This window comes from Streptococcus oralis subsp. dentisani (genome assembly GCF_007475365.1).
Taxonomy (GTDB): Bacteria; Bacillota; Bacilli; order Lactobacillales; family Streptococcaceae; genus Streptococcus; species Streptococcus mitis_AX.
The window spans coordinates 42,722-67,609 of the sequence record NZ_CP034442.1; the positions used below are offsets into that span (position 1 = coordinate 42,722).

General features: G+C 43.1%; 24 protein-coding genes, 1 riboswitch and 2 other annotated features. Of the genes, 17 read left to right on the plus strand and 7 right to left on the minus strand.

Annotated elements, in window-relative coordinates; genetic code table 11:
- Positions 1-16 precede the first annotated feature (16 nt).
- Entirely contained in the window at positions 17-742 is a 726-nt protein-coding gene (locus EJF26_RS00245; protein ID WP_001235075.1) for a 16S rRNA pseudouridine(516) synthase, read from the minus strand.
- A gap of 158 nt (positions 743-900) precedes the next feature.
- Between EJF26_RS00245 and typA the strand changes: the two genes are divergently transcribed.
- Together typA and EJF26_RS00255 are read left to right on the plus strand one after the other, a co-directional pair.
- The gene (gene typA / locus EJF26_RS00250; RefSeq protein WP_000164119.1) at positions 901-2,742 is read left to right on the plus strand and encodes a translational GTPase TypA; all 1,842 of its coding nucleotides are present in this window, start codon (positions 901-903) and stop codon (positions 2,740-2,742) included.
- Positions 2,743-2,761: 19 nt separating this feature from the next.
- Positions 2,762-3,016, plus strand: coding sequence for a DUF3165 family protein (locus tag EJF26_RS00255; RefSeq protein WP_000262659.1), 255 nt, complete (start codon positions 2,762-2,764; stop codon positions 3,014-3,016).
- 321 nt (positions 3,017-3,337) lie between these two features.
- Here the strand turns inward: EJF26_RS00255 and EJF26_RS00260 are convergent, their stop codons facing one another.
- The 4 genes from EJF26_RS00260 to EJF26_RS00275 all read right to left on the minus strand — a co-directional run bounded on the left by EJF26_RS00260 (position 3,338) and on the right by EJF26_RS00275 (position 6,755).
- The gene (locus tag EJF26_RS00260; RefSeq protein WP_001171654.1) at positions 3,338-4,600 is read right to left on the minus strand and encodes a nucleobase:cation symporter-2 family protein; all 1,263 of its coding nucleotides are present in this window, start codon (positions 4,598-4,600) and stop codon (positions 3,338-3,340) included.
- A complete protein-coding gene (locus EJF26_RS00265) occupies positions 4,600-5,181 on the minus strand; it encodes a xanthine phosphoribosyltransferase (RefSeq protein WP_000770433.1) in 582 nt (193 codons plus the stop codon). Before EJF26_RS00265 ends, EJF26_RS00260 begins: the two co-directional genes overlap by 1 nt.
- A gap of 119 nt (positions 5,182-5,300) precedes the next feature.
- A riboswitch (purine riboswitch) is annotated at positions 5,301-5,396 on the minus strand.
- Positions 5,397-5,529: 133 nt separating this feature from the next.
- Positions 5,530-5,916, minus strand: coding sequence for a bleomycin resistance protein (locus tag EJF26_RS00270; RefSeq protein WP_000386215.1), 387 nt, complete (start codon positions 5,914-5,916; stop codon positions 5,530-5,532).
- An 11-nt stretch (positions 5,917-5,927) separates the two neighbouring features.
- A complete protein-coding gene (locus EJF26_RS00275) occupies positions 5,928-6,755 on the minus strand; it encodes an exodeoxyribonuclease III (RefSeq protein WP_000767455.1) in 828 nt (275 codons plus the stop codon).
- A gap of 133 nt (positions 6,756-6,888) precedes the next feature.
- Between EJF26_RS00275 and EJF26_RS00280 the strand changes: the two genes are divergently transcribed.
- The 14 genes from EJF26_RS00280 (at position 6,889) to trpA (ending at position 21,923) form a co-directional block, all read left to right on the plus strand.
- The gene (locus tag EJF26_RS00280) at positions 6,889-7,344 is read left to right on the plus strand and encodes a DUF3290 family protein (RefSeq protein WP_000675332.1); all 456 of its coding nucleotides are present in this window, start codon (positions 6,889-6,891) and stop codon (positions 7,342-7,344) included.
- A complete protein-coding gene (locus tag EJF26_RS00285; RefSeq protein WP_000174459.1) occupies positions 7,341-7,976 on the plus strand; it encodes a DUF421 domain-containing protein in 636 nt (211 codons plus the stop codon). The genes EJF26_RS00280 and EJF26_RS00285 overlap by 4 nt, the downstream gene beginning before the upstream one ends.
- 160 nt (positions 7,977-8,136) lie before the next feature.
- Positions 8,137-9,882 carry an ABC transporter ATP-binding protein gene (locus tag EJF26_RS00290; protein WP_000022579.1) on the plus strand — a complete coding sequence of 582 codons (1,746 nt, stop codon included), beginning with the start codon at positions 8,137-8,139 and terminating at the stop codon, positions 9,880-9,882.
- Positions 9,872-11,614: an ABC transporter ATP-binding protein gene (locus tag EJF26_RS00295; RefSeq protein WP_001180127.1), complete on the plus strand. Its 1,743-nt coding sequence runs from the start codon at positions 9,872-9,874 to the stop codon at positions 11,612-11,614. Before EJF26_RS00290 ends, EJF26_RS00295 begins: the two co-directional genes overlap by 11 nt.
- Positions 11,615-11,797: 183 nt before the next feature.
- Positions 11,798-12,490 (plus strand): sugar transferase, encoded by a 693-nt coding sequence (locus EJF26_RS00305; RefSeq protein ID WP_000922230.1) that lies wholly within the window; start codon positions 11,798-11,800, stop codon positions 12,488-12,490.
- Positions 12,491-12,532: 42 nt separating this feature from the next.
- Positions 12,533-13,762 carry a DegT/DnrJ/EryC1/StrS family aminotransferase gene (locus EJF26_RS00310; protein WP_001134512.1) on the plus strand — a complete coding sequence of 410 codons (1,230 nt, stop codon included), beginning with the start codon at positions 12,533-12,535 and terminating at the stop codon, positions 13,760-13,762.
- A gap of 35 nt (positions 13,763-13,797) precedes the next feature.
- Positions 13,798-14,029, plus strand: a binding site (T-box leader).
- A gap of 162 nt (positions 14,030-14,191) precedes the next feature.
- On the plus strand, positions 14,192-15,370 hold the full coding sequence (gene trpB / locus EJF26_RS00315; protein ID WP_000208446.1) for a tryptophan synthase subunit beta: 1,179 nt from the start codon (positions 14,192-14,194) through the stop codon (positions 15,368-15,370).
- Positions 15,367-15,592, plus strand: a binding site (T-box leader). (Overlaps the previous gene by 4 nt.)
- Before the next feature lie 71 nt (positions 15,593-15,663).
- The gene (gene trpE, locus EJF26_RS00320; protein WP_000439664.1) at positions 15,664-17,025 is read left to right on the plus strand and encodes an anthranilate synthase component I; all 1,362 of its coding nucleotides are present in this window, start codon (positions 15,664-15,666) and stop codon (positions 17,023-17,025) included.
- A complete protein-coding gene (locus EJF26_RS00325; protein WP_000601935.1) occupies positions 17,022-17,588 on the plus strand; it encodes an aminodeoxychorismate/anthranilate synthase component II in 567 nt (188 codons plus the stop codon). Before trpE ends, EJF26_RS00325 begins: the two co-directional genes overlap by 4 nt.
- Positions 17,589-17,598: 10 nt before the next feature.
- Positions 17,599-18,603 (plus strand): anthranilate phosphoribosyltransferase, encoded by a 1,005-nt coding sequence (gene trpD, locus EJF26_RS00330; protein WP_000658688.1) that lies wholly within the window; start codon positions 17,599-17,601, stop codon positions 18,601-18,603.
- Positions 18,600-19,367, plus strand: coding sequence for an indole-3-glycerol phosphate synthase TrpC (trpC, locus tag EJF26_RS00335; RefSeq protein WP_000076565.1), 768 nt, complete (start codon positions 18,600-18,602; stop codon positions 19,365-19,367). The genes trpD and trpC overlap by 4 nt, the downstream gene beginning before the upstream one ends.
- Positions 19,354-19,953 (plus strand): phosphoribosylanthranilate isomerase, encoded by a 600-nt coding sequence (locus EJF26_RS00340; protein WP_000169922.1) that lies wholly within the window; start codon positions 19,354-19,356, stop codon positions 19,951-19,953. Before trpC ends, EJF26_RS00340 begins: the two co-directional genes overlap by 14 nt.
- Positions 19,931-21,154 (plus strand): tryptophan synthase subunit beta, encoded by a 1,224-nt coding sequence (gene trpB, locus EJF26_RS00345; RefSeq protein ID WP_000331249.1) that lies wholly within the window; start codon positions 19,931-19,933, stop codon positions 21,152-21,154. Before EJF26_RS00340 ends, trpB (EJF26_RS00345) begins: the two co-directional genes overlap by 23 nt.
- Positions 21,147-21,923 carry a tryptophan synthase subunit alpha gene (gene trpA, locus EJF26_RS00350; RefSeq protein ID WP_001127005.1) on the plus strand — a complete coding sequence of 259 codons (777 nt, stop codon included), beginning with the start codon at positions 21,147-21,149 and terminating at the stop codon, positions 21,921-21,923. Before trpB (EJF26_RS00345) ends, trpA begins: the two co-directional genes overlap by 8 nt.
- Here the strand turns inward: trpA and EJF26_RS00355 are convergent.
- Positions 21,895-22,554 (minus strand): prepilin peptidase, encoded by a 660-nt coding sequence (locus tag EJF26_RS00355; protein ID WP_000609281.1) that lies wholly within the window; start codon positions 22,552-22,554, stop codon positions 21,895-21,897. The two genes, trpA and EJF26_RS00355, sit on opposite strands and share 29 nt — an antisense overlap.
- 69 nt (positions 22,555-22,623) lie before the next feature.
- On the opposite strand from EJF26_RS00355, the gene EJF26_RS00360 reads away from it, so the two are divergent.
- Complete coding sequence (locus EJF26_RS00360; protein WP_000150789.1) at positions 22,624-23,079, plus strand: GNAT family N-acetyltransferase; 456 nt, start codon at positions 22,624-22,626, stop codon at positions 23,077-23,079.
- Positions 23,080-23,128: 49 nt separating this feature from the next.
- On the opposite strand, the gene EJF26_RS00365 is transcribed toward EJF26_RS00360, so the two are convergent.
- A complete protein-coding gene (locus EJF26_RS00365; protein ID WP_000209250.1) occupies positions 23,129-24,274 on the minus strand; it encodes a low temperature requirement protein A in 1,146 nt (381 codons plus the stop codon).
- Between the last annotated feature and the right edge of the window lie 614 nt (positions 24,275-24,888).

Consider the following 24,888-nt stretch of genomic DNA (forward strand, 5'->3'; position numbering starts at 1 on the left):
TAAAGCTTTTTTTGTTTTATCGACTTATCTCTAAATAGTTTTTAATAATTTGTAACTCTTTCTGGTTCAAGGGACGGTATTGCCCTTCTGCTAGCTCTGAATCTAATGTAAAATCGCCGAACTGGACGCGTTTTAGTGCAGTCACCTTGACACTAACTGATAGAAACATCTTCTTGACCTGATGAAATTTTCCCTCTGAGATGGTGATAGAGGCACGGCTCTCGGTTGGACTTGCGGACAGAATGTCTAGTTTTGCTGGTTTACAAGTGATCTCATCTAAAAAGACGATTCCTTCCTTAAACTGCTGGATATGGTCTGACGTGAGCGGTCCGTTTACTACCACTTGATAGGATTTATCGACATGGTACTGGGGATGAAGGAGTTGAAAACCAAGCGGTCCATTGTCTGTCAAAAGCAGTAGTCCTGTCGTATCGCGGTCTAATCTGCCGACGGCATAGAGACTGTCAGACTGGATGTCAGGTGGAAGGAGGTCCATAACGGTTGGTAGTTCCTTGTCTTTATTAGCTGTGACGACACCAGCAGGTTTATGAAGCATAAGGTAGGTGTGCTCATAGCCTCGAATGATACGGCCCTGAAAAAGGAGTTCTTGTAGCCCTGTATCGATATTCTGAGCTAGGGAGCTGGCTGGACAATCGTCCACCAGGATTTCTTTTTTTAATAGAGCCTGTTTCATAGCCTTGCGACTGACCTTTTCTTGGGCTAATAATCTATCTAAACGCATACTAGCTTATCTTATCATAAGTCTCTGACTTTGAAAAGAGTTGCCTTGCTTAGAAAAGGAGAGTGAAAACATTTACACTTAGCTGAACTGTGATTTTTGAATGAGACTGTGGTATAATTGTTCAGTTAGAAATAAAAATTTAAATATTAGAGGAAATCATGACAAAATTAAGAGAAGATATCCGTAACATTGCGATTATCGCCCACGTTGACCACGGTAAAACAACCCTCGTTGACGAATTATTGAAACAATCAGAAACTCTTGATGCACGTACTGAATTAGCAGAGCGCGCTATGGACTCAAACGATATCGAAAAAGAGCGTGGAATTACCATCCTTGCTAAAAATACAGCCGTTGCCTACAACGGAACTCGCATCAATATCATGGACACACCAGGACACGCGGACTTCGGTGGAGAAGTTGAGCGTATCATGAAAATGGTTGACGGTGTTGTTTTGGTCGTAGATGCCTATGAAGGAACCATGCCCCAAACTCGTTTCGTATTGAAAAAAGCCTTGGAACAAGACCTCGTCCCAATCGTGGTTGTCAATAAAATCGATAAACCATCAGCTCGTCCAGCAGAAGTAGTGGATGAAGTATTGGAACTTTTTATTGAGCTTGGTGCAGATGATGACCAGCTTGACTTCCCAGTGGTGTATGCTTCAGCTATCAACGGAACCTCTTCCTTGTCAGATGATCCAGCTGATCAAGAAAAAACAATGGCACCAATCTTTGATACGATTATCGACCATATCCCAGCTCCAGTCGACAATTCAGATGAGCCTTTGCAGTTCCAAGTTTCACTTTTGGACTACAATGACTTCGTTGGTCGTATCGGTATCGGTCGTGTCTTCCGTGGTAGTGTAAAAGTTGGGGATCAAGTTACCCTTTCTAAACTAGATGGTACAACGAAGAACTTCCGTGTTACAAAACTCTTCGGTTTCTTTGGTTTGGAACGTCGTGAAATCCAAGAAGCCAAAGCAGGTGACTTGATTGCCGTTTCCGGTATGGAAGACATCTTTGTCGGTGAAACCATTACTCCAACAGACGCTGTTGAACCACTTCCAATCCTTCACATCGATGAACCAACACTTCAAATGACTTTCTTAGTCAACAATTCACCATTTGCTGGTAAAGAAGGTAAATGGGTGACTTCTCGTAAGGTGGAAGAACGCTTGCAAGCAGAATTGCAAACAGACGTTTCCCTTCGTGTTGACCCAACGGACTCACCAGATAAATGGACTGTTTCAGGTCGTGGAGAATTGCACTTGTCAATCCTGATCGAAACCATGCGTCGCGAAGGCTATGAGCTTCAAGTGTCTCGTCCAGAAGTTATCGTAAAAGAGATTGACGGTGTTAAATGTGAGCCATTTGAACGTGTTCAAATCGATACTCCAGAAGAATACCAAGGTTCTGTTATCCAAAGCCTTTCTGAACGTAAGGGTGAAATGTTGGATATGATTTCAACTGGTAATGGTCAAACTCGTTTGGTCTTCCTTGTTCCAGCGCGTGGTTTGATCGGATATTCAACTGAGTTCTTGTCAATGACTCGTGGTTACGGTATCATGAACCATACCTTCGACCAATACTTGCCACTCATTCCAGGTGAAATCGGTGGACGTCACCGTGGTGCCCTTGTTTCGATCGATGCTGGTAAGGCTACAACTTATTCAATCATGTCTATCGAAGAACGTGGTACCATCTTTGTCAATCCAGGTACTGAGGTTTACGAAGGAATGATCATCGGTGAAAACTCTCGTGAGAATGACTTGACAGTGAATATCACCAAGGCTAAACAAATGACCAACGTCCGTTCAGCTACTAAGGACCAAACAGCGGTTATCAAGACACCTCGTATCTTGACCCTTGAAGAGTCTCTTGAGTTCTTGAATGACGATGAGTACATGGAAGTAACGCCTGAGTCTATCCGTTTGCGTAAGCAAATCCTCAACAAGGCAGAGCGCGAGAAAGCCAACAAAAAGAAAAAATCAGCTGAATAAGAGCTAGAAAGAGATAAAGATGGTCTATTTAATCATAGGGATACTCTTATTACTACTCTATGTATTTGCGACACCCCAAAGTATCAAAGGAACAGTCAACATCGTTATCTTGGTCTTTGTAGTTGTTGCTCTCTTGATTTTGCTGATGTTGTCCATCTTGCAAATCTTCCAATTACCGACAGAATTCTTTGTCACAATCGCCATGCTGGCTCTAGCCTACTTTAGCTTGAGAGACATTACGCTCATGCCTGTAAAAAAGGGTAAAAGAAGATAATAGAAGAGGCTGGGTAATGACTCAATTTGAGGAGAAAATCTAGCAAATTTTTCCCTGATAAAACGCATAATATCAAGGTTTTTGAATGCCTGATATTATGCGTTTTTATGATTTTTAAAACTTTTTGAGCGACCTATTAGAAAGTGGATACTCTTACAATTATTTTGGAAATAATTTAATTTCTGATTTAACGTATATTTTCTCAGAAGGGCTATTATTCCAACTTTTTCAAGGGTAGTCTTATTTTGGACCGAAAGAAAAAGATTGAAGAGATCGTCCAAAATGAACTTTTCTTCAATCTGGAGGTTCGTACCTCTTTTTTTATTTCTTTTTCCGATTTAATACGGCATTGAGTACAATGGCGAGGAGGCTTGCCACGACGATTCCGTTTGAGAAGAACATTTGGAAGGCTGTTGGCATGCTGACAAAGAGATTACTATTGTTGAGTCCGACACCTGCAGCGATGGATACAGCTGCGATAAGGAAGTTGTGTTCATTGTTAGCAAAGTCAACGCGCGCTAGGATTTGCATTCCTTGAAGGGAAACAAAACCAAACATCACCAGCATGGCACCTCCAAGGACAGGACTTGGAATGATTTGGGCGAGGGCACCAAACTTAGGAAGGAGTCCAAGGAGGATTAGGAAACCAGCTGCGTAGTAGATTGGCAGGCGAGTCTTGATACCTGACAATTTAACCAAACCAACGTTTTGTGAAAATCCTGTGTAAGGGAAGGTGTTAAAGATTCCTCCGAGAAGTACGGCCAGACCTTCTGCGCGGTAACCGTTGCGCAGGCGCGTGCTGTCGATTGGGTCATTGGTAATATCTGACAAGGCCAGATAAACACCAGTTGACTCCACCATGGAAACTGTTGCGATGATGCACATCATGACAATAGAGGAGATTTCAAAAGTCGGTACACCAAAATAGAGGGGAGTTGGGACATGGACAAGCGGTGCTGCTGCAACAGGTGAGAAATCTACCAAGCCCATAGTAGCAGCAATGGCAGTTCCAACAACCAGACCAATCAAAATGGAGATAGACTTGATAAATCCTTTGGTAAAGATGTTGATCAAGAGGATAATCAGAACAGTGATAGCAGCAAGTAGGAGACTTTGACCAGTTGGCTCTGGAACGTTATTTCCCATATTACCAATAGCGACAGGAATCAAGGTCAATCCAATTGTGGTAATGACAGAGCCCGTTACGATAGATGGGAAAAGATTGGCAACTTTTGAGAAAATGCCTGAAATCAGAACTACATAAATCCCAGAAACGATAAGGGCACCAAACATAGCACCGCTACCGTGACTTTGACCAATCATAATCAAAGGAGCGACGGATTGGAAGGCAACTCCGAGAACGACTGGTAGTCCAATCCCAAAGTATTTGTTGAGTTGGAGTTGGAGGAAGGTAGCCACCCCACACATGAAGATATCTGTGGAAATTAAGTAGGTCAACTGTTCAGCTGAATAGCCAAGAGCTGTCGCAATCATAATAGGAACTAGGATAGAGCCTGAGTACATGGCTAGTAAGTGCTGTAAGCCAAGAACGGCTGCTTGCGAGTGTTTTTCTTGTTTTTGCATTAGAGATCTGCCTCCTTAAATACGACCTGACCATTTTCAAAACGTTCCAAACGAGCGAGTGATAGAACTGGATAGCCGGCTTTCTCGAGCAAGTCACGACCATCTTGGAAGGATTTTTCGATAACAATACCGATAGCTTCGATTTTTGCGCCAGCTTGTTCGATGATGTGGATCAAGCCTTTGGCAGCTTGTCCATTAGCAAGGAAATCGTCAATAATCAAGACCTTGTCCTCTTGTGAGAGGAATTTTCCAGCGATGGAAACCGTGCTGGTCACCTGCTTGGTAAAGGAGTAGACTTCGGCAGTTAAGATGCCTTCGTTCATGGTGATGTTTTTAGCTTTTTTGGCGAAAATCATGGGAACGTCTAAGGCTTCAGCTGTAAAAACAGCTGGGACAATGCCTGACGCTTCAATGGTCACGACCTTGGTAATGCCAGCAGAAGCAAATTTTTCCGCAAAAACTTTACCAATCTCTCGCATCAAACGATAGTCAACCTGGTGGGTTAAAAAGGAATCTACCTTGAGAATGTTGTCACCCAAGATATGCCCATCCTGAAGGATGCGTTCTTCTAATAATTTCATAAGACCTCCTAAAGTCTAAAAGATGCTTCATTTGCTTGTCTAGAGTTTCTAGTATGTAATAGAAAAAGGACCTACTTAATTCCCTAAGTAAGTCCCCAAAATAGGCATGGCAACACCATACCTTCAGCTGACATACTCATTGTTAGGTGTTCCGGCACCTTGTAGAAACGTCGTGCCAATTCACGACATAAACAAGTAAAATGATACTATAATAGAACGTCAAAGCGTTAATGTCATTATTTTACACTAAATAGCTTTAGAAATCAAATGTTTTGTTAGTGTTTCAATGAAAAAAACGAACAAAAAAGAAACCTACAACGAGCCACAGTATTGTAGGTTTCTATTATTTTATTCGCTAAATCTTAAAAAATAGCCATCTGGATCCAAAATCGCAAATTCATGGGGATATATAAAGCTATCTCCTACTCGAAATTCTCTTTTTGTCAGGGGACGATGGATGGGATAGTTAGCTGCCAGCAGTTTTTGGTGGAGCTGAGGAACATCCGCAATGCCAAAGGAAATATTGACACCGCGCTCGAAAGGATAGGTCAGCTGAGCTAATTCTTCTGCGCTGCCTTCTTCTAGCATAAGTTGGCAGTCTTCAAGCGAGAGGAAGAGAAATTTCTCCTCTGGACGCTCGTATTCGACAGAGAATCCTAGCAGGTCGCAGTAGAAGTGGCGTGATTTTTCTATGTCAGATACTACAAATTCAGGAATGACAGCTTGATAGTCCATTCGTTTTCTCCTTAGAGTTCAATCTCCATGACAATGGGTGTGTGGTCTTGGCGCGCACCGGAGTCAATCATATCAGACTTAGTCACCTTGTCAGCCACTCGGTTGCTGGTCAGCCAGTAGTCGATTCTCCAGCCTGTATTGTTGATTTTAGAAGTCTTGCTGCGTTGCGCCCACCAAGTGTATTGGTTAGGGATATCGCCGTGCAAGTGGCGGAAGGTGTCGGTAAATCCTGTTGCCAAGAGATTGGTAAATCCAGCACGTTCCTCGTCGGTAAATCCTGGTGAACGGCGGTTGCTGGCAGGATTTGCAAGGTCGATTTCATTGTGGGCCACGTTGTAGTCACCGGTCGCAAGGACTGGTTTTTCTTTGTCCAGTTCAGCTAAGTATTCTGCATATTTGACATCCCAGACTTGGCGTTCTTCCAAACGTTTGAGGCCGTCGCCAGCGTTTGGAGTGTAAACTTGGGTCACGAAAAATTCATCAAATTCTAGAGTGATGATACGACCTTCCAAGTCCATGGTAGAAGGGGCACCGATTTCTGGGAAAGTGACAGTGGGTGTGAGTTCTTTCTTATAGAGGAACATAGTACCAGCATAGCCTTTACGGGCAGGTTCTTGGGAAGAGCGCCACGTGTTTTCGTAGCCTGGGAAGAGTTCTTCTAAAATTTCCAAGTGTTTCTTTGTAGGGCCTTTGGCAGAAAGCTTGGTTTCTTGGATAGCAATGATATCAGCATTTTCAGCGACCAAGGTTTGTAGGACTTCTTGGGACAATTTGGCACGAGCTGAGTCACTAGTTAGGGCTGCATTGAGGGAATCAATATTCCATGAGATAAGTTTCATAAAGTTACCTTTTTCATTCAGATTATAGATTTTATTATACCAAAAAAAGGTCTATTTCCCCAACGTATGGTTTGAAAAATCACCCTCTTTCGTTTATAATAAAGAATGATTTTATGAAAGGGAGTGAAAATAAATGAAATTTTACTCATATGACTATGTGCTTAGCCAAATCAGTCAACAAAATGGAATCATGATTGGCTTTGGGATTGTGCTCCTAGCTATCACAGGATTTTTTGCTTTTAAGGCTTATCGAGATAAAAAGGGGACTAAGTTTCGGGAATTGGTCATGATTTTGGCCTTGACCTTGGTAGCCATGCTTTTGGTAACAATCTCAAAATACCAGACCAATCAAGCCTCTAACAATCAATTTCAAACCTCACTTCATTTCATAGAGGTTGTTTCCAAAGACTTGGGGGTGGATAAATCAGAAGTTTACGTTAATACTTCAGCTGCCACTGATGGAGCGCTTGTCAAGGTAGGTCCAAATTTCTACCGCGCTATGAACGGGAGCCAACCAGACAAGTATCTTTTAGAGAAATTAGAATTGAATCAAACAGACGCTATTGAATTGGTGGAGGTAAACAAATGACACTCAACTATATGGAAATTTTAATCAAACTGGCCTTGGGTCTTTTCTCTCTTGTTTTTGTTATTAATGTGACAGGAAAGGGGAATCTAGCACCTAACTCTGCTACAGACCAAATTCAGAACTATGTTCTTGGTGGTATCATCGGTGGGGTAATTTACAATAGTTCAATCAGTATCCTGCAATACACAGTGATTTTGATGATGTGGACGATTTTGGTTTTGACCCTAAAGTGGCTCAATAACAATGTTCGCTTTGTCAAACGCTTGATTGATGGGAAACCAACTCTCCTCATCAAAAATGGGCAGATTGACCCAGAAGCCTGTCGTTCAGTTGGTTTGTCTGCAGCAGAAGTTGCTCTCAAACTTCGTAGCCAAGGGATTTTCCAGATGAAACAGGTCAAATGCGCTGTGCAGGAGCAAAATGGCCAACTCATCGTGGTCCAAATAGGAGATGAAAATCCTAAGTATCCAGTTGTGACTGACGGTGTGATCCAAGTCGATGTTTTGGAATCGATTGGTCGTAGCGAAGAGTGGTTGCTTGATAACCTCAGCAAACAAGGATATGACAATGTGGCCAATATCTTTATCGCTGAGTATGACAAGGGTGTCGTCTCAGTCGTAACCTATGAATAAGAAAAACCTGGGGTCTTGTACTCTTCGAAAATCAAATTCAAACCGCGTCAACGTCGCCTTGCCGTACTCAAGTACAGCCTGCGGCTAGTTTCCTAGTTTGCTCTTTGATTTTCATTGAGTCTTGGCCTCAGGTTTCCATTTGCAATCAGAAAGGGATTTTATGTCCATTATTCAAAAACTCTGGTGGTTTTTCAAGTTAGAAAAACGCCGTTATCTAGTCGGGATTGTGGCCTTGGTCTTGGTTTCCGTCCTCAATCTCATTCCCCCCATGGTCATGGGGCGAGTAATTGACGCCATAACTGGGGGACAATTAACCCAGCAGGACCTCCTTCTTAATCTATTTTATCTGCTGCTGGCAGCCTTTGGGATGTACTATCTGCGCTATGTTTGGCGCATGTATATCCTTGGAACTTCCTACCGTTTGGGGCAGATCATGCGCTCTCGCTTGTTTGAGCATTTTACTAAGATGTCGCCAGCCTTTTATCAGACCTATCGGACGGGGGATTTGATGGCACACGCAACCAATGATATCAATGCTTTAACTCGTCTCGCAGGTGGCGGTGTTATGTCTGCGGTGGATGCCTCTATAACAGCTCTGGTGACCTTGCTGACCATGCTTTTTAGCATTTCTTGGCAGATGACCTTGGTTGCCATTCTTCCCCTGCCTTTCATGGCTTATGCGACCAGTCGTCTAGGGAGAAAGACCCACAAAGCCTTTGGCGAATCTCAAGCTGCCTTTTCCGAACTCAATAACAAGGTACAGGAGTCTGTATCAGGTATCAAGGTGACCAAGTCTTTCGGTTATCAGGCGGATGAGTTGAAGTCCTTTCAAGCGGTCAATGAATTGACCTTCCAAAAGAATCTCCAAACCATGAAATACGACAGTCTCTTTGACCCCATGGTTCTCTTGTTTGTTGGCTCGTCCTATGTCTTAACTCTTTTGGTCGGCTCTTTGATGGTTCAGAAAGGGCAGATCACGGTTGGAAATCTAGTTACCTTTATCAGCTACTTGGATATGCTGGTCTGGCCTCTTATGGCCATTGGTTTCCTCTTTAATATCACTCAGCGAGGAAAGGTTTCTTATCAGCGAATTGAGGAACTCTTGTCTCAGGAATCACCTGTACAAGATCCAGAGTTTCCTTTAGATGGTATTGAAAATGGGCGCTTGGAGTACGATATTGACAGCTTTGCATTTGAAAACGAGGAAACACTGACGGACATTCGCTTTAGTTTGAAAAAAGGGCAAACACTGGGCTTGGTTGGGCAGACAGGCTCTGGGAAAACGTCCTTGATTAAGCTCCTCTTGCGTGAATACGATGTGGATAAGGGAGCCATTTACCTAAACGGTCATGATATTCGGGACTATCGTCTGACAGACCTTCGCAGTCTCATGGGCTATGTCCCTCAGGATCAATTTCTCTTTGCGGCTTCAATCTTAGACAATATCCGCTTTGGCAATCCTAACTTGCCCCTTTCAACAGTTGAGGGAGCGACTAAGCTAGCCCAAGTTTACCAAGATATTGTAGATATGCCTCAGGGATTTGATACGCTAATCGGTGAAAAAGGAGTCAGTCTTTCAGGTGGTCAAAAGCAACGTCTGGCAATGAGTCGGGCTATGATTCTAGACCCTGATATCTTGATTCTAGATGATTCCTTGTCCGCCGTGGATGCCAAGACAGAGTATGCCATCATCGACAATCTCAAGGAGACGCGTAAGGACAAGACAACTATTATCACGGCCCATCGCCTCAGTGCAGTTGTCCATGCAGATCTGATTTTGGTTCTGCAAAATGGCCAAATCATCGAACGGGGCTCGCACGAAGACCTGCTAGCCCTGGATGGCTGGTATGCCCAAACCTACCAGTCTCAGCAGTTGGAAATGAAAGGAGAAGAAGATGCAGAATAAACAAGAACAATGGGCTGTATTGAAGCGCTTGATGTCCTATCTTAAGCCCTATGGACTCCTGACCTTTTTGGCACTCAGTTTTCTCCTAGCGACTACGGTCATTAAAAGTGTCATTCCCCTTGTGGCCTCCCACTTTATCGACCAGTATCTCAGTAATCTTAACCAAATCGCTGTTACCGTTTTGCTGGCCTACTATGGTCTTTATCTCCTACAAACTCTAGTTCAGTATGTCGGCAATCTTCTCTTTGCGCGGGTGTCCTACAGTATTGTCAGAGATATTCGTCGGGATGCCTTTGCCAATATGGAGAAACTGGGCATGTCTTATTTTGATAAGACGCCAGCAGGTTCCATCGTCTCTCGTTTGACAAATGATACCGAGACCATCAGTGATATGTTTTCAGGGATTTTATCCAGCTTTATTTCAGCAGTTTTCATCTTTCTGACCACTCTTTATACCATGTTGGTGCTGGATTTTCGTTTGACAGCTTTAGTCTTGCTCTTTCTCCCCTTGATTTTCCTTTTGGTCAATCTCTATCGGAAAAAATCAGTGAAAATCATCGAAAAAACCAGAAGTCTCTTGTCGGATATCAATAGTAAGCTGGCAGAGAATATCGAAGGAATCAGGATTATCCAGGCCTTTAATCAAGAGAAGCGCCTGCAGGCAGAATTTGATGAGATTAACCAAGAACACTTGGTCTATGCCAACCGTTCTGTGGCCTTGGATGCCCTCTTTTTGAGACCTGCCATGAGTTTGCTGAAACTCCTAGGCTACGCCGTTTTGATGGCCTACTTTGGTTATCGTGGTCTTTCTATCGGGATAACAGCCGGAACCATGTATGCCTTTATCCAGTACATCAATCGTCTGTTTGATCCTTTGATTGAGGTGACGCAAAACTTTTCAACCCTTCAAACGTCTATGGTGTCTGCAGGTCGTGTCTTTGCCTTGATTGACGAGAAGACCTATGAGCCTCTTCAAGAAAATGGGCAAGCCAAAATCAAAGAGGGCAATATCCGTTTTGAACATGTGTGTTTTTCTTATGATGGCAAGCACCAGATTCTGGATGACATTTCCTTTTCAGTTAAGAAGGGTGAAACCATTGCCTTTGTGGGGCATACAGGTTCAGGAAAATCTTCCATTATCAATGTCCTCATGCGTTTTTATGAATTTCAGTCAGGGAGAGTTCTCTTGGATGATGTGGATATCCGAAACTACAGCCAGGAAGAACTGAGAAGAAATATTGGTCTGGTCTTGCAGGATCCCTTCCTTTATCACGGGACTATCAAGTCCAATATCGCCATGTACCAAGATCTTAGTGATGAAGAGGTCCAGAATGCGGCTGCCTTTGTCGATGCAGATTCCTTTATTCAGGACCTTCCTCTGGGCTATGATGCACCTGTGTCTGAGCGTGGCTCGAGCTTTTCTACTGGACAGCGTCAGCTTCTTGCCTTTGCTAGAACAGTCGCCAGTCAGCCTAAAATCCTGATTTTGGATGAAGCGACAGCCAATATTGACTCTGAAACAGAAAGTTTGGTTCAAGATTCCCTAGCTAAGATGAGACAGGGGCGGACGACTATTGCTATTGCTCATCGCCTTTCGACCATCCAGGACGCCAACTGCATTTATGTCTTGGACAAGGGGCGCATCATCGAGAGTGGAACCCATGAGGAACTCTTGGCCTTAGGAGGAACCTATCACAAGATGTATAGCTTGCAGGCTGGAGCCATGTCCTAATCTTTTTTGAAAATCTCTTCAAACCACGTTAGTTTTATCTGTGACCTCAAAGCTGTACTTTGATTTTCATTGAGCGCCATAAGGAAATTCATCAAATCACAGATTTCTTGCACCGCCTTTTCCATTTTGTGGTATAATGAAAAATGTTGACAAATAGTATAATAAAAACAAAGGAGAAACAGCATGCTGAAATGGGAAGACTTGCCCGTGGAAATGCAATCAAGCGAGGTTGAGTCTTACTACCAGCTTGTCTCTAAAAGGAAAGGTTCGCTGATTTTCAAGCGTTGCCTGGACTGGGTTCTGGCCTTGGTTTTACTGATTTTGACTTCCCCAATCTTTCTTGTCTTGAGCATTTGGATCAAGTTGGATAGCAAGGGACCCGTCATTTACAAGCAAGAGCGCGTGACCCAGTACAACCGTCCTTTCAAGATTTGGAAGTTCCGTACTATGGTAACGGATGCGGATAAAAAAGGAAGTCTGGTGACTTCTGCTAACGATAGCCGCATTACCAAGGTTGGAAATTTCATCCGCCGTGTGCGCTTGGACGAACTGCCTCAGCTGGTCAATGTCCTTAAAGGCGAGATGTCCTTTGTAGGCACAAGACCTGAGGTGCCACGTTACACCGAGCAGTATAGTCCTGAAATGATGGCGACCTTGCTCTTGCCAGCAGGAATCACCTCTCCAGCCAGCATCAACTACAAGGATGAGGATACGATCATCAGTCAAATGACGGAGAAAGGTCTATCAGTTGACCAGGCCTATGTCGAACACGTCCTTCCTGAAAAGATGCGCTATAACCTCGCCTATCTCCGAGAGTTTAGTTTCCTTGGAGACATCAAAATCATGTTTCAAACCGTGTTTGAGGTACTAAAATAAAGTAGTCATGAGAAAATGAGTACAGATAAAAGGAGCAAATCAATGCCAAATTACAATATTCCATTTTCACCACCCGATATTACCGAAGCTGAAATTGCTGAAGTAGCGGATACCCTTCGTTCTGGCTGGATCACAACAGGTCCTAAGACAAAAGAACTGGAGCGTCGCTTGTCTCAATACACACAGACACCTAAGACTGTCTGCCTCAACTCTGCGACTGCCGCTCTTGAGTTGATTTTACGTGTCTTGGAAGTGGGACCTGGTGATGAAGTCATCGTTCCAGCTATGACTTATACAGCTTCATGTAGTGTCATCACTCACGTAGGAGCAACACCTGTCATGGTGGATATCCAAGCAGATACTTTTGAGATGGACTATGACTTGCTTGAGCAAGCCATTACTGAAAAGACTAAGGTGATCATCCCAGTAGACCTTGCAGGGATTGTTTGCAACTATGACCGTTTGTTCCAAATTGTGGAGAAGAAACGCGACCTCTTTACTGCTTCAAGTAAGTGGCAAAATGCCTTTAACCGTATCGTGATTGTCTCTGATAGTGCCCATGCTTTGGGATCTACTTATAAAGGGCAACCAGCTGGTTCTATCGCTGACTTTACTTCCTTCTCATTCCATGCCGTTAAGAACTTTACAACGGCTGAGGGAGGAAGTGCGACTTGGAAAGCCAATCCAGCGATTGATGACGAAGAGATGTACAAGGAATTCCAAATCCTTTCCCTTCATGGTCAAACCAAAGACGCTCTTGCCAAGATGCAACTGGGTTCATGGGAGTACGATATCGTAACACCAGCCTACAAGTGTAACATGACGGATATCATGGCTTCGATTGGTTTGGTACAATTGGACCGTTACCCAGCTTTGCTACAACGTCGTAAGGACATCGTGGGCCGCTATGATCGTGGTTTTGCGGGTACTCGTATTCACCCATTGGCACACAAGACTGATACTGTTGAATCTTGTCGTCACCTCTACATCACCCATGTAGAAGGAGCAAGTCTAGAAGAACGCAACCTCATCATTCAAGAATTGGCCAAAGCAGGAATTGCAAGTAATGTACACTACAAACCGCTTCCTCTCTTGACAGCCTATAAGAATCTTGGTTTTGATATGGCAGATTATCCAAGAGCCTATGCCTTCTTTGAAAATGAAATTACACTCCCTCTTCATACAAAATTAAGCGATGAAGAAGTTGATTACATCGTTCAGACTTTGGTGAGTATTTCCGAAGAAATACTCGGTTCAGGAAAAAAACCATAAAAAAAATCTTGACAAAGATAGAACAATAACATATAATATTCTCAATAAATCAGAAAAGTAACTATTTTTGATCTTCAGGGAGCCTGTGGTGATTGTGAACAGGTGGTTGGAAGTAGTGAAAGTGGGCTGATTTTAAAAATGAATTTGAAACAATGAAAATTCGGTACGCACACCTTACAGTGCAACTTGTTGTTAGACAAGGCAGAGATGTAAAGGGGAATAGTCTCTTTATAATTGAGGTGGCACCGCGTTACAAACGCCCTCACACAGATTATTTTCTGTGTGTGGGCTTTTTTCTTTCGGTCATTTTGTTTATCTTTTATTAGGGCCTTAAGTCGCTTTGATGAACTAGACTTCTATCTACAGTTCCTTGCCTACTACTAAAAGCAAACAAAACGGCCGGATTAATATGGAAAGAGGAAAAATTTTATGACAACTAAAGGTTATTTTGGACAATTTGGTGGTAGTTTTGTACCGGAGCCGATTCAGGCTTTGTTGGATGAGCTAGAAGTGACATTTGACAAGTACAAGGATGATCCAGAGTTTTTGGCAGAATTTCGTCATTACTTAAAAGACTATTCAGGTCGCGAAACACCGCTCTATTTTGCGGAAAGTTTGACAGACTACCTAGGTGGGGCTAAGATTTATCTCAAGCGAGAAGATCTTAACCATCTGGGTTCTCACAAGCTCAACAACGTTTTAGGGCAAATTCTTCTGGCAAAACGTATGGGCAAAAAACGAGTGATCGCAGAAACAGGGGCTGGTCAGCACGGGGTTGCGACAGCAGCTGCAGCAGCCAAGTTTGGTATGGCTTGTGATGTCTACATGGGAGCAGAAGATGTGGAGCGTCAACGTCTCAATGTTTTCCGCATGAAGATGATGGGAGCAACTGTTCACGCAGTTGAAACAGGGACACGAACTCTCAAGGATGCGGTTGATGCAGCCTTTGGAGCATGGATGAATGACCTTGAAGCCTTCTACGTTTTGGGATCTGCTGTAGGCCCTCATCCTTATCCTACCATTGTTCATGAGTTTCAAAAGGTTATCAGTGAAGAATCTCGCCGTCAAATCTTAGAAAAAGAAGGACGCTTGCCAGATTACGTTATTGCCTGTGTAGGTGGTGGTTCCAATGCCATCGGTGCTTTTTCACAGTATGTAGCTGATGAAGAAGTCAAACTGGTTGGGGTCGAAGCTGCCGGTCATGGACTTGACACAGACAAGCACGCAGCCACTATGACAAAAGGTAGTGTCGGAATTGTCGATGGTATGAAGACTTATGCAGTCTTTAAGGAAGACGGAGAGCTGGCTCCAGTTTACTCTATCTCTGCTGGTTTGGACTATCCAGGGGTTGGCCCAGAACACGCCTACTTTAAAGATTCAGGTCGCGTGGAATATGTGGCAGCGACAGACGAAGAAGCTGTTCAAGCCTTGCTCCTCCTCAGCAAGACAGAAGGGATTATCCCAGCGATCGAAAGTTCACATGCCATCGCAGAAGCGGTTAAACGTGCATCGAAACTAAGTAAAGATGAGATTATTATCATCAATGTCTCTGGTCGTGGAGACAAGGACGTAGCTGCGATTGCAGACTACCTAGAAGCTAAAAAATAAAAGATGGAAAAATTACAGTACTTTCTTTCCCAGAGAGCTTGTGGTTGCTGGAAACAAGCAGAGAAAGCTGTAAGGTTGGGTCCATCTGAAACGAGAGAAGAAAACATAATTCTCAAGGGAGTGCCCTTTATCGCACAGCCTGTTACAGGAGCTTTCTGAGACAGGAATGAGAGATAGGAGAAATCCTATAATTGAGGTGGCACCGCGAATTTCGTCCTCACGCAAGTTATTTTGCGTGGGGATTTTTCATACAATCGCCACGGACTAGAAGTAGAACTGAAAGGGAAATTACAATGGAACGAATTATTCATGGTGATGTCTTATCACCAATCTTGGCTTATATGCGCCTAAAGGGACAACACAAGGTGATCCTAGAGAGTATTCCTAGAGACAAGGAAACCGCTCGTTTTTCTATCCTAGCTTATAATCCTGTTTTTGAGATTCAGTTTGAAAATGGGGTCCTTTATCAAAATGGTCAAGTGATTGATCGGGATCCCTTGGATTTCCTTTATGAAGTGACTCATAAGAGCCAGCACCATTCAGATCTACCTTTTGGTGGAGGAGCTATTGGCTTTGTTGGTTACGATATGATTTCGCTCTATGAAGAAATTGGTCAAATCCCTCAAGATACCATTGGGACGCCAGACATGCATTTCTTTCTCTATGAGAGTTACATGGTCTTTGACCACAAGAAGGAAAAAATCCATGTCATCGAAGATGCTCTTTACAGCGAGCGCAGTCAAGAGGATTTGGAAAAAGCCTTGAATCAAGTGCTTGAGGAATTACGCATTCCTGCTCCAAATGAATTTGAAGATTTGGATTTATCTCCTCTCGACTTCAAACCGCATATCGCTCCTCAGAAGTTTGAGCAAATGGTGGAAACAGCTCGTGATTTGATTCGTAATGGTGATATGTTCCAATGCGTGCTCAGCCAGCGTTTCTCAGCAGAAGTTACTGGAAATCCATTTGACTTCTACAGAAATCTCCGCGTGACCAATCCATCTAATTATCTCTATTTCTATGATTTTGGTGATTATCAAATCATCGGTGCTAGTCCTGAAAGTTTGGTTTCTGTTAAAAATGGCATCGTGACGACCAACCCGATTGCAGGTACGCGACCAAGAGGGGCTACGGATGAAGAGGACAAGGCTTTGGCGACTGACCTGCTTTCTGATGAGAAGGAAACAGCAGAACATCGGATGTTGGTAGACTTGGGGCGTAACGATATTGGTCGCATCTCTGAAACTGCTAGTGTTCAAGTCACCAAGTATATGGAAGTGGAGCTCTTCCGCTATGTCATGCATTTGACCAGCGTGGTCAAGGGACGTTTGCTTCCAGAACTCACTGCCATGGATGCATTGAAAGCTACACTTCCAGCTGGAACAGTGTCAGGAGCTCCAAAGATTCGAGCTATGAGACGCATCTATGAACTGGAGACGGAAAAACGAGGCGTATACGCAGGAGCAATCGGCTACTTGTCTGCGACGGGTGATATGGATTTGGCCATTGCCATCCGAACCATGATTCTTAAAGATCAAACAGCCTATGTGCAGGCTGGGGCAGGGATTGTCTATGACTCTATTGCCCAAAACGAATACCAAGAAACCATTAACAAGGCTAAATCTATGACTAGAATTGGAGAACTAAGACCATGATTTTATTGATTGACAACTATGATTCTTTTACCTATAACTTGGCGCAGTACATTGGGAATTTTACAGAAGTGCAGGTCTTGAGAAATGATGATCCCAAGCTGTATGAAGAAGCTGAAAAAGCAGATGGTCTGGTCTTTTCTCCCGGTCCTGGTTGGCCGGTTGATGCTGGAAAGATGGAAGACATGATTCGTGACTTTGCAGGTAAGAAGCCGATTCTAGGGATTTGTTTGGGTCACCAAGCTATCGCAGAAGTCTTTGGTGGGAAGCTAGGTTTGGCTCCAAAAGTCATGCATGGGAAACAGAGCCATATCAGCTTTGAAGCGCCATCTGTTTTGTATCAAGGTATTGAGGATGGTCGTCCAGTCATGCGTTATCACAGCATTTTGATTGAAGAAATGCCAGAAGACTTTGAAGTGACAGCTCGTTCAACTGATGACCAAGCTATTATGGGAATTCAACACAAAAATCTTCCAATTTATGGCTTCCAGTACCATCCAGAGAGTATCGGAACGCCAGATGGCTTGTCTTCTATTCGGAATTTTATCGAAAAGGTTGTAAAGTGAGGAAACTAGGATGAAAGAGATTATTGAAAAATTAGCAAAATTTGAAAATTTATCAGGTGTGGAAATGACGGATGTCATCGAGCGTATCGTAACTGGGCGTGTAACCGAAGCGCAGATTGCTTCTCTCCTCTTGGCCCTTAAGATGAAGGGGGAAACACCTGAAGAGCGCACAGCCATTGCACAAGTTATGAGAGGGCATGCCCAACACATTCCAACTGAAATTCATGATGCCATGGACAACTGCGGTACAGGTGGAGACAAGTCCTTCAGCTTTAACATTTCGACAACTGCAGCCTTTGTCTTGGCTGGTGGTGGCATTCATATGGCTAAGCACGGTAACCGTTCGATTTCTTCTAAATCAGGTTCGGCAGATGTCCTTCAAGCATTGGGCATCAATCTGGATCTCAAACCAGCTGAACTAGGTAAGGTTTTCGATAAAACTGGAATCGTCTTTCTCTTTGCTAAAAATATGCACCCAGCAATGAAATACATCATGCCAGCTCGTTTGGAACTAGGAATTCCAACAATCATGAACTTGACTGGTCCACTGATTCACCCAATGGCCTTGGAAACACAGTTGCTTGGCATTAGTCGTCCAGAACTGCTAGAAAGTACCGCTCAGGTTTTGAAAAATATGGGCCGCAAACGTGCCATCGTGGTTGCTGGACCAGAAGGGCTAGATGAAGCTGGCTTGAACGGAACAACCAAGATTGCTCTTCTTGAAAATGGCGAAATCACCTTGTCAAGCTTCACTCCAGAGGATTTGGGGATGGAAGGCTACGCTATCGAAGATATTCGTGGAGGCAATGCTCAGGAAAATGCAGAAATTTTGCTCAGCGTTCTTCAAAACGAACCAAGTCCATTCTTGGAAACGACAGTTTTAAATGCTGGTCTTGGTTTCTATGCTAATGGTAAGGTAGCTAGTATCAAGGAAGGAGTTGCCTTGGCTCGTCAAGTAATTGCTAGTGGCAAGGCCCTTGAAAAACTCAGACTATTACAGGAGTACCAAAAATGAGTCAGGAATTTTTAGCACGAATCTTAGAGCAGAAGGGGCGTGAGGTCGAGCAAATGGAGCTGGAGCAAATCCAGCCCTTGCGCCAGACATATCGCTTGGCAGAATTTTTGAAGAATCACCGTGACCGTTTGCAGGTAATCGCTGAGGTCAAGAAAGCTAGCCCTAGTCTGGGAGATATCAATCTCGATGTGGATATTGTGCAACAGGCCCAGACTTATGAAGCAAACGGCGCAGTAATGATTTCTGTTTTGACAGATGAGGTTTTCTTTAAGGGGCATTTGGATTATCTACGGGAGATTTCCAGTCAGGTAGAGATTCCAACGCTCAACAAGGACTTTATCATCGATGAAAAGCAAATCATCCGAGCTCGCAATGCAGGTGCGACAGTCATCTTGCTCATCGTGGCTGCCTTGTCAGAAGAACGCCTCAAGGAACTCTATGACTACGCGACAGAGCTTGGTCTGGAAGTCTTGGTGGAGACCCACAATCTAGCTGAACTAGAAGTGGCCCACAGGCTTGGTGCTGAGATTATTGGGGTTAACAACCGCAACTTGACCACCTTTGAGGTCGACTTACAGACCAGTGTAGACTTGGCCCAGCACTTTAAGAAAGGTCACTATTACATTTCTGAATCTGCTATTTTCACAGGGCAGGATGCGGAACGAGTAGCACCGTACTTTAACGGAATTTTGGTAGGGACAGCTCTTATGCAGGCAGAGGATGTGGCTCAAAGAGTCAAGGAGTTGCAGATTGACAAAGGTTAAGATTTGTGGACTATCGACCAAAGAAGCGGTAGAAACAGCCGTATCAGCAGGGGCGGATTACATCGGTTTTGTCTTCTCACCTAGTAAAAGGCAGGTGACCTTGGAAGAGGCTACTGAGCTGGCAAAGCTCATTCCTGCTAATGTTAAAAATGTTGGTGTATTTGTTTCACCAAGTCGGGCAGAACTGCTAGAAGCGATTGACAAGGTTGGCTTGGACTTGGTTCAAGTTCATGGTCAGGTAGGGGATGATTTGTTTGAGGATTTACCTTGTGCCAGTATTCAGGCTGTGCAGGTGGATGGAGAGGGTCATGTGCCCAATTCTCAGGCAGACTATCTACTCTTTGATGCCCCTGTGGCTGGGAGTGGCCAGACCTTTGACTGGGGTCAACTGGATACGACAGGATTAACTCAGCCTTTCTTTATCGCAGGTGGGCTTAATGAAGACAATGTAGTAAAAGCAATTCAACACTTTACTCCCTATGCAGTAGATGTATCGAGCGGAGTGGAGACAGATGGACAAAAAGATCATGAAAAGATTAGAAGATTTATAGAGAGGGTAAAGCATGGCATATCAAGAACCAAATAAAGATGGATTTTACGGAAAATTCGGCGGACATTTTGTCCCAGAAACATTGATGACAGCAGTTTTGGAGTTGGAGAAGGCTTACCGTGAAAGTCAGGCAGACCCCAGTTTCCAAGAGGAATTAAATCAACTTTTGCTCCAGTATGTAGGACGTGAAACGCCTCTTTACTACGCAAAAAACTTGACCCAGCATATCGGCGGAGCCAAGATTTACCTCAAACGGGAAGACCTTAACCATACAGGGGCCCACAAGATTAACAATGCCTTGGGACAAGTTTTGCTTGCTAAACGCATGGGTAAAAAGAAAATTATCGCAGAAACAGGTGCTGGTCAACATGGTGTAGCAACTGCAACAGCTGCAGCCCTCTTTAACATGGAATGTACCATCTATATGGGTGAAGAGGATGTCAAACGCCAAGCCCTCAATGTCTTTCGTATGGAGCTTTTGGGAGCAAAGGTTGAGGCCGTGACAGATGGTTCGCGAGTGCTTAAGGATGCGGTCAATGCAGCCCTTCGTTCATGGGTAGCTAATATCGATGACACCCACTATATTCTTGGTTCTGCCTTGGGACCTCATCCTTTCCCAGAAATTGTTCGTGACTTCCAAAGTGTCATCGGTCGAGAGGCTAAACAACAGTACCGTGACTTGACAGGCCAAGACCTGCCAGATGCCCTAGTCGCTTGTGTTGGTGGTGGTTCAAATGCCATCGGCCTTTTCCATCCATTTGTAGAAGATGAGTCAGTAGCCATGTATGGGGCCGAAGCAGCAGGACTTGGTGTGGATACAGAGCACCATGCAGCTACCCTGACCAAGGGTCGTCCAGGTGTCCTCCACGGTTCCCTCATGGATGTGCTCCAAGATGCCCATGGTCAAATTCTTGAAGCCTTCTCTATCTCAGCAGGTTTGGACTACCCTGGTATCGGTCCAGAACATTCTCACTATCATGATATCAAACGTGCCAGCTATGTTCCTGTGACTGACGAAGAAGCCTTGGAAGGATTCCAACTCTTGTCTCGTGTGGAAGGAATTATCCCAGCCTTGGAATCAAGCCACGCCATTGCCTTTGCAGTGAAATTGGCCAAAGAACTTGGTCCAGACAAGTCTATAATTGTCTGCCTATCCGGTCGTGGGGACAAGGATGTAGTTCAAGTCAAAGACCGCTTAGAAGCAGATGCAGCAAAGAAGGGAGAAGCCCATGCCTAAGACTTTAACAGAAAAATTGAACGCTATCAAAGCAGCTGGAAAAGGAATTTTCGTTCCCTATATCATGGCTGGAGACCATGAGAAAGGTTTGGATGGTCTCGCTGAAACAATCCACTTTTTAGAAGATTTGGGTGTTTCAGCTATTGAAGTGGGCATTCCCTTTTCGGACCCTGTTGCAGATGGACCTGTGATTGAAGAAGCAGGCTTGCGCAGTCTAGCTCGCGGGACGTCCACTCAGGCTTTGGTTGAAACCTTGAAAACCATTCAGACTGAGGTTCCGCTTGTCATCATGACCTATTTTAATCCCCTCTTTCAGTACGATGTGGAGAAATTTGTCAAAGATTTGGCAGATACAGCGGTTAAGGGCTTGATTATTCCAGACCTGCCTCATGAGCATGCCAACTTTGTAGAGCCTTTTTTGGCAGACGCAGATATAGCCTTGATTCCCCTAGTTAGTTTGACGACAGGAATTGAGCGCCAAAAAGAGTTGATTGAAGGAGCAGAAGGCTTCGTCTATGCGGTTGCCATTAATGGGGTGACAGGGAAATCAGGCAATTACCGTGCAGACTTGGACAAGCACTTGGCGCAATTGCATCAAGTAGCTGACATCCCTGTATTGACAGGCTTTGGTGTGTCTAGCCAAGCTGATGTAGAACGCTTCAATGCGGTGTCAGATGGCGTTATCGTCGGTTCGAAAATTGTAAAAGCTCTCCACCAAGGAGAGCCGATTGAGAACTTTATCAAACAAGCAGTAGCTTACCAAAAATAATCAAACAAGCAGCAAGTAAGAGGAAAGGCACAAAAGGAAGTCTTTCCTTTTTCTTTTGCGAGAGAAAGGCTAAAATCCCTGTCGCCGAAGCAAACTGAATCAAAATCAGTAACTCTGTCGCATTAAAGATGAGAGCGCAAGAAGCTAGAAAGAGAAAATCCCCTGCGCCCATGCGGATATCAATAAAATGAGCCATGATTCCAAGGATAAGGAAGAAGACCATAACCAGATTCCAGCCAGAGCAGGCCATGAGGATTAGGTGGAAAGTCATCCAGACCAGTAAGGGATATTCCTGATGGCGAAAGTCGTAGATTCCCAAGGTCAAGCCAGCAGTGATTAGGATGACTTGACCAAAGGAAATCCAACCCCAAGACCAAGTCAGAAAGAGGAGTCCTAAGCCTAGTTCAAAGAGGGCATACCAGATAGGATAGCGAGCCTTGCAGTAGCGACAGCGAAAGCGATTGAAGACCTGAGAGAGGATCGGAATTAGATCTAAGGGACGCAAGCGAGTCTGACAGGAATCGCAGTGACTAGCTGGCTGGATAATGGATTGCTCAGGAAAACGGTCAATGACCAAACCCAAGAAAGAAGCGAGAATGCTCCCGACAAGAAAAAAATAAAGATTAATCATACTTATCTATTCGTAAAAAATAGGAGAAGTGGTATAATGGAGAAACATAGATAAGATAGTGAGGTCAAGATGACAATTTGTTTTGAAGAAAATGTGAGTACAGAAAACGCTCAATTCGTATGCCAATGGTCTAACTCCCTTGGCAAATCCTTTCAAGAACAATGGATGGGAACAATGGTTCCTTTTCCCTTAACAATTCAAATCTTGCAAGATTTGGGAGGAATCTTTTCAATCTTTGATGGACAAGAGTTTGTGGGGCTTATCCAGAAAATCAGGCTAGAAGACAGGAATCTTCATATCGGGAGATTTTTTATCAACCCCCAGAAACAGGGACAGGGCTTAGGTAGCCAGGCATTAAGGAAATTTGTTAGTTTGGCCTTTGAAAATGAAGACATAGATACTATTTCTCTAAATGTCTACGAGGCAAATCAAAGAGCTTACAATCTTTACCAAAAAGAAGGATTTGAAATCGTTCAAATGGTTGAAACACCTATACGAAAATACATCATGAAAAAGGGGAGATAGAAAGTAAAAAAAGCCTTGGTTCCCAAAGCTTTTTTATGTTATAAACTCATTAAAATAATCCCCAGTTAGATTTGGAATATTTTTTATTCTGTGTCATATAAAAATAAATAAAATGAATGGTTATAGCTAGAGCTAAAATGGTTGTTATACTCACTACTATTATAGGATTAGAAGCAAAGATTAAAGAGAGAATCAAGGCAGTCAGATAGAGTGTCGCTTGGACACAGTAGTAACTTTTCGAATAGCGAAGATAGTGTTTGTTATGGGGCCCATTTACTAGGACAGCAGCTTGAAAGAGGCCAAATCCGATATAAGAGAAGCTGGTTGCAAAGAGACGATTAGCTTCAGGATTCAGAAGAAAACTCATCGAAACGGCCATCATAAGAAGTCCAATGAAAATAGGATAGTGACTGTAAATTAGAAATAGCCCCTTTTGATTAGATTTTTCATCAATAGCATGGTCGAATTGACCAAAATAAAACAAGAACAGAGAAATCATAATAATGAAATAAAGAACCGAATAAATCGAGAAATTCTCGATTGTAAAGAAGTTAGCTAGCTCCGTAATCATCTCTCCAAACATAATAATGACAAGAAGGGAGATGCGCTCGATTAAATGGGGGAGATTTACCTGGTAATGCTTATCTTTATTAAGCAAAATACTTGGCATAATAAATGTTAGCAGAATACTAGCATAAAGGATATAGACTCCAACGTAAATAGGAAGAAGAGCTGCTAGATAGATTTCTAAACTTCGTAGACCTGTTATCCATAGAAAACCTTTGATACTTTCCCGATGAACATTATCGGTTGATTTTTTAAAAAACTCAACCAAATATTGAAAAAATAAGGTAAGGGTTAATGAACCAATAGCCCAACAGACATAATGAAAATATTGTTGCCAATCAGGTCCAATCATATTGGCTATAAAGAGTAAAATTCCCATTTTGATAAACATGATTACTATGTTAAAAAAAGAGTTCTTTCCATAGCGATTGGTATAATCGGTTTGAATCATCCAGGAATCGATGAGAACCAAAGTAGCAATGAAAAAATCAAGGAAAGAATTCCAAGTCAAAATACCGTTATGAAGATGGTCGATTAAAGTAGTTACTTTTGAAATTGCAAAAACAAAAACTAAGTCATAAAAAAGTTCTGAAAATTCTACACGTTTATGTTTAATAAGAGTTGTCATCTTAAGACCTTTCTATTTTAGAAGTACAATTTATTATAACAGAAAATAGCAATAAAAGAAAAAGAGATTCTTAAATAACTTTATGTGTCGCTAATGAACTGCGCCACAAAAGTTAGGTTTTTTCTGTCCAACTTTTGGGGTCAGTACAGAAGGGCCGCTTTTTCTATCGTTTTTTAGTGCTAAGACTACACAAAAAAGCCTTGATTCCAAGGCTTTTTCCTGTTGATTTAGATGCCCCCTACAGGGATTTGGAAAGGACTTTCATATTGAGAGCAATTAAAAATATTGAAATATAAGTGATTTTAGGTATTTTCAATGTCATGATTTAAAAATGGGACAAAAGTGGGGCAAAAACCATACAGATTCTAAACTGTATGGTTCTTTTTTTATCTAACCAAGAAAGGTTAAAACTTATTAAAACAAATGCAATCAACTGTTGAAAACTTTTTAGTCCGTGTAATATAAAAACAAGTAAAAAGTTGAACTATAGGGAATATTGTGTCATAATAGGTAATAGATGAATAATTAATAGATTGGAAATAATGCTTTCTTACCTTAACAAGTTGAATTGGTTATACATTTTTTCGTCGCAATTGTGTCTATCTCTCGAGTTT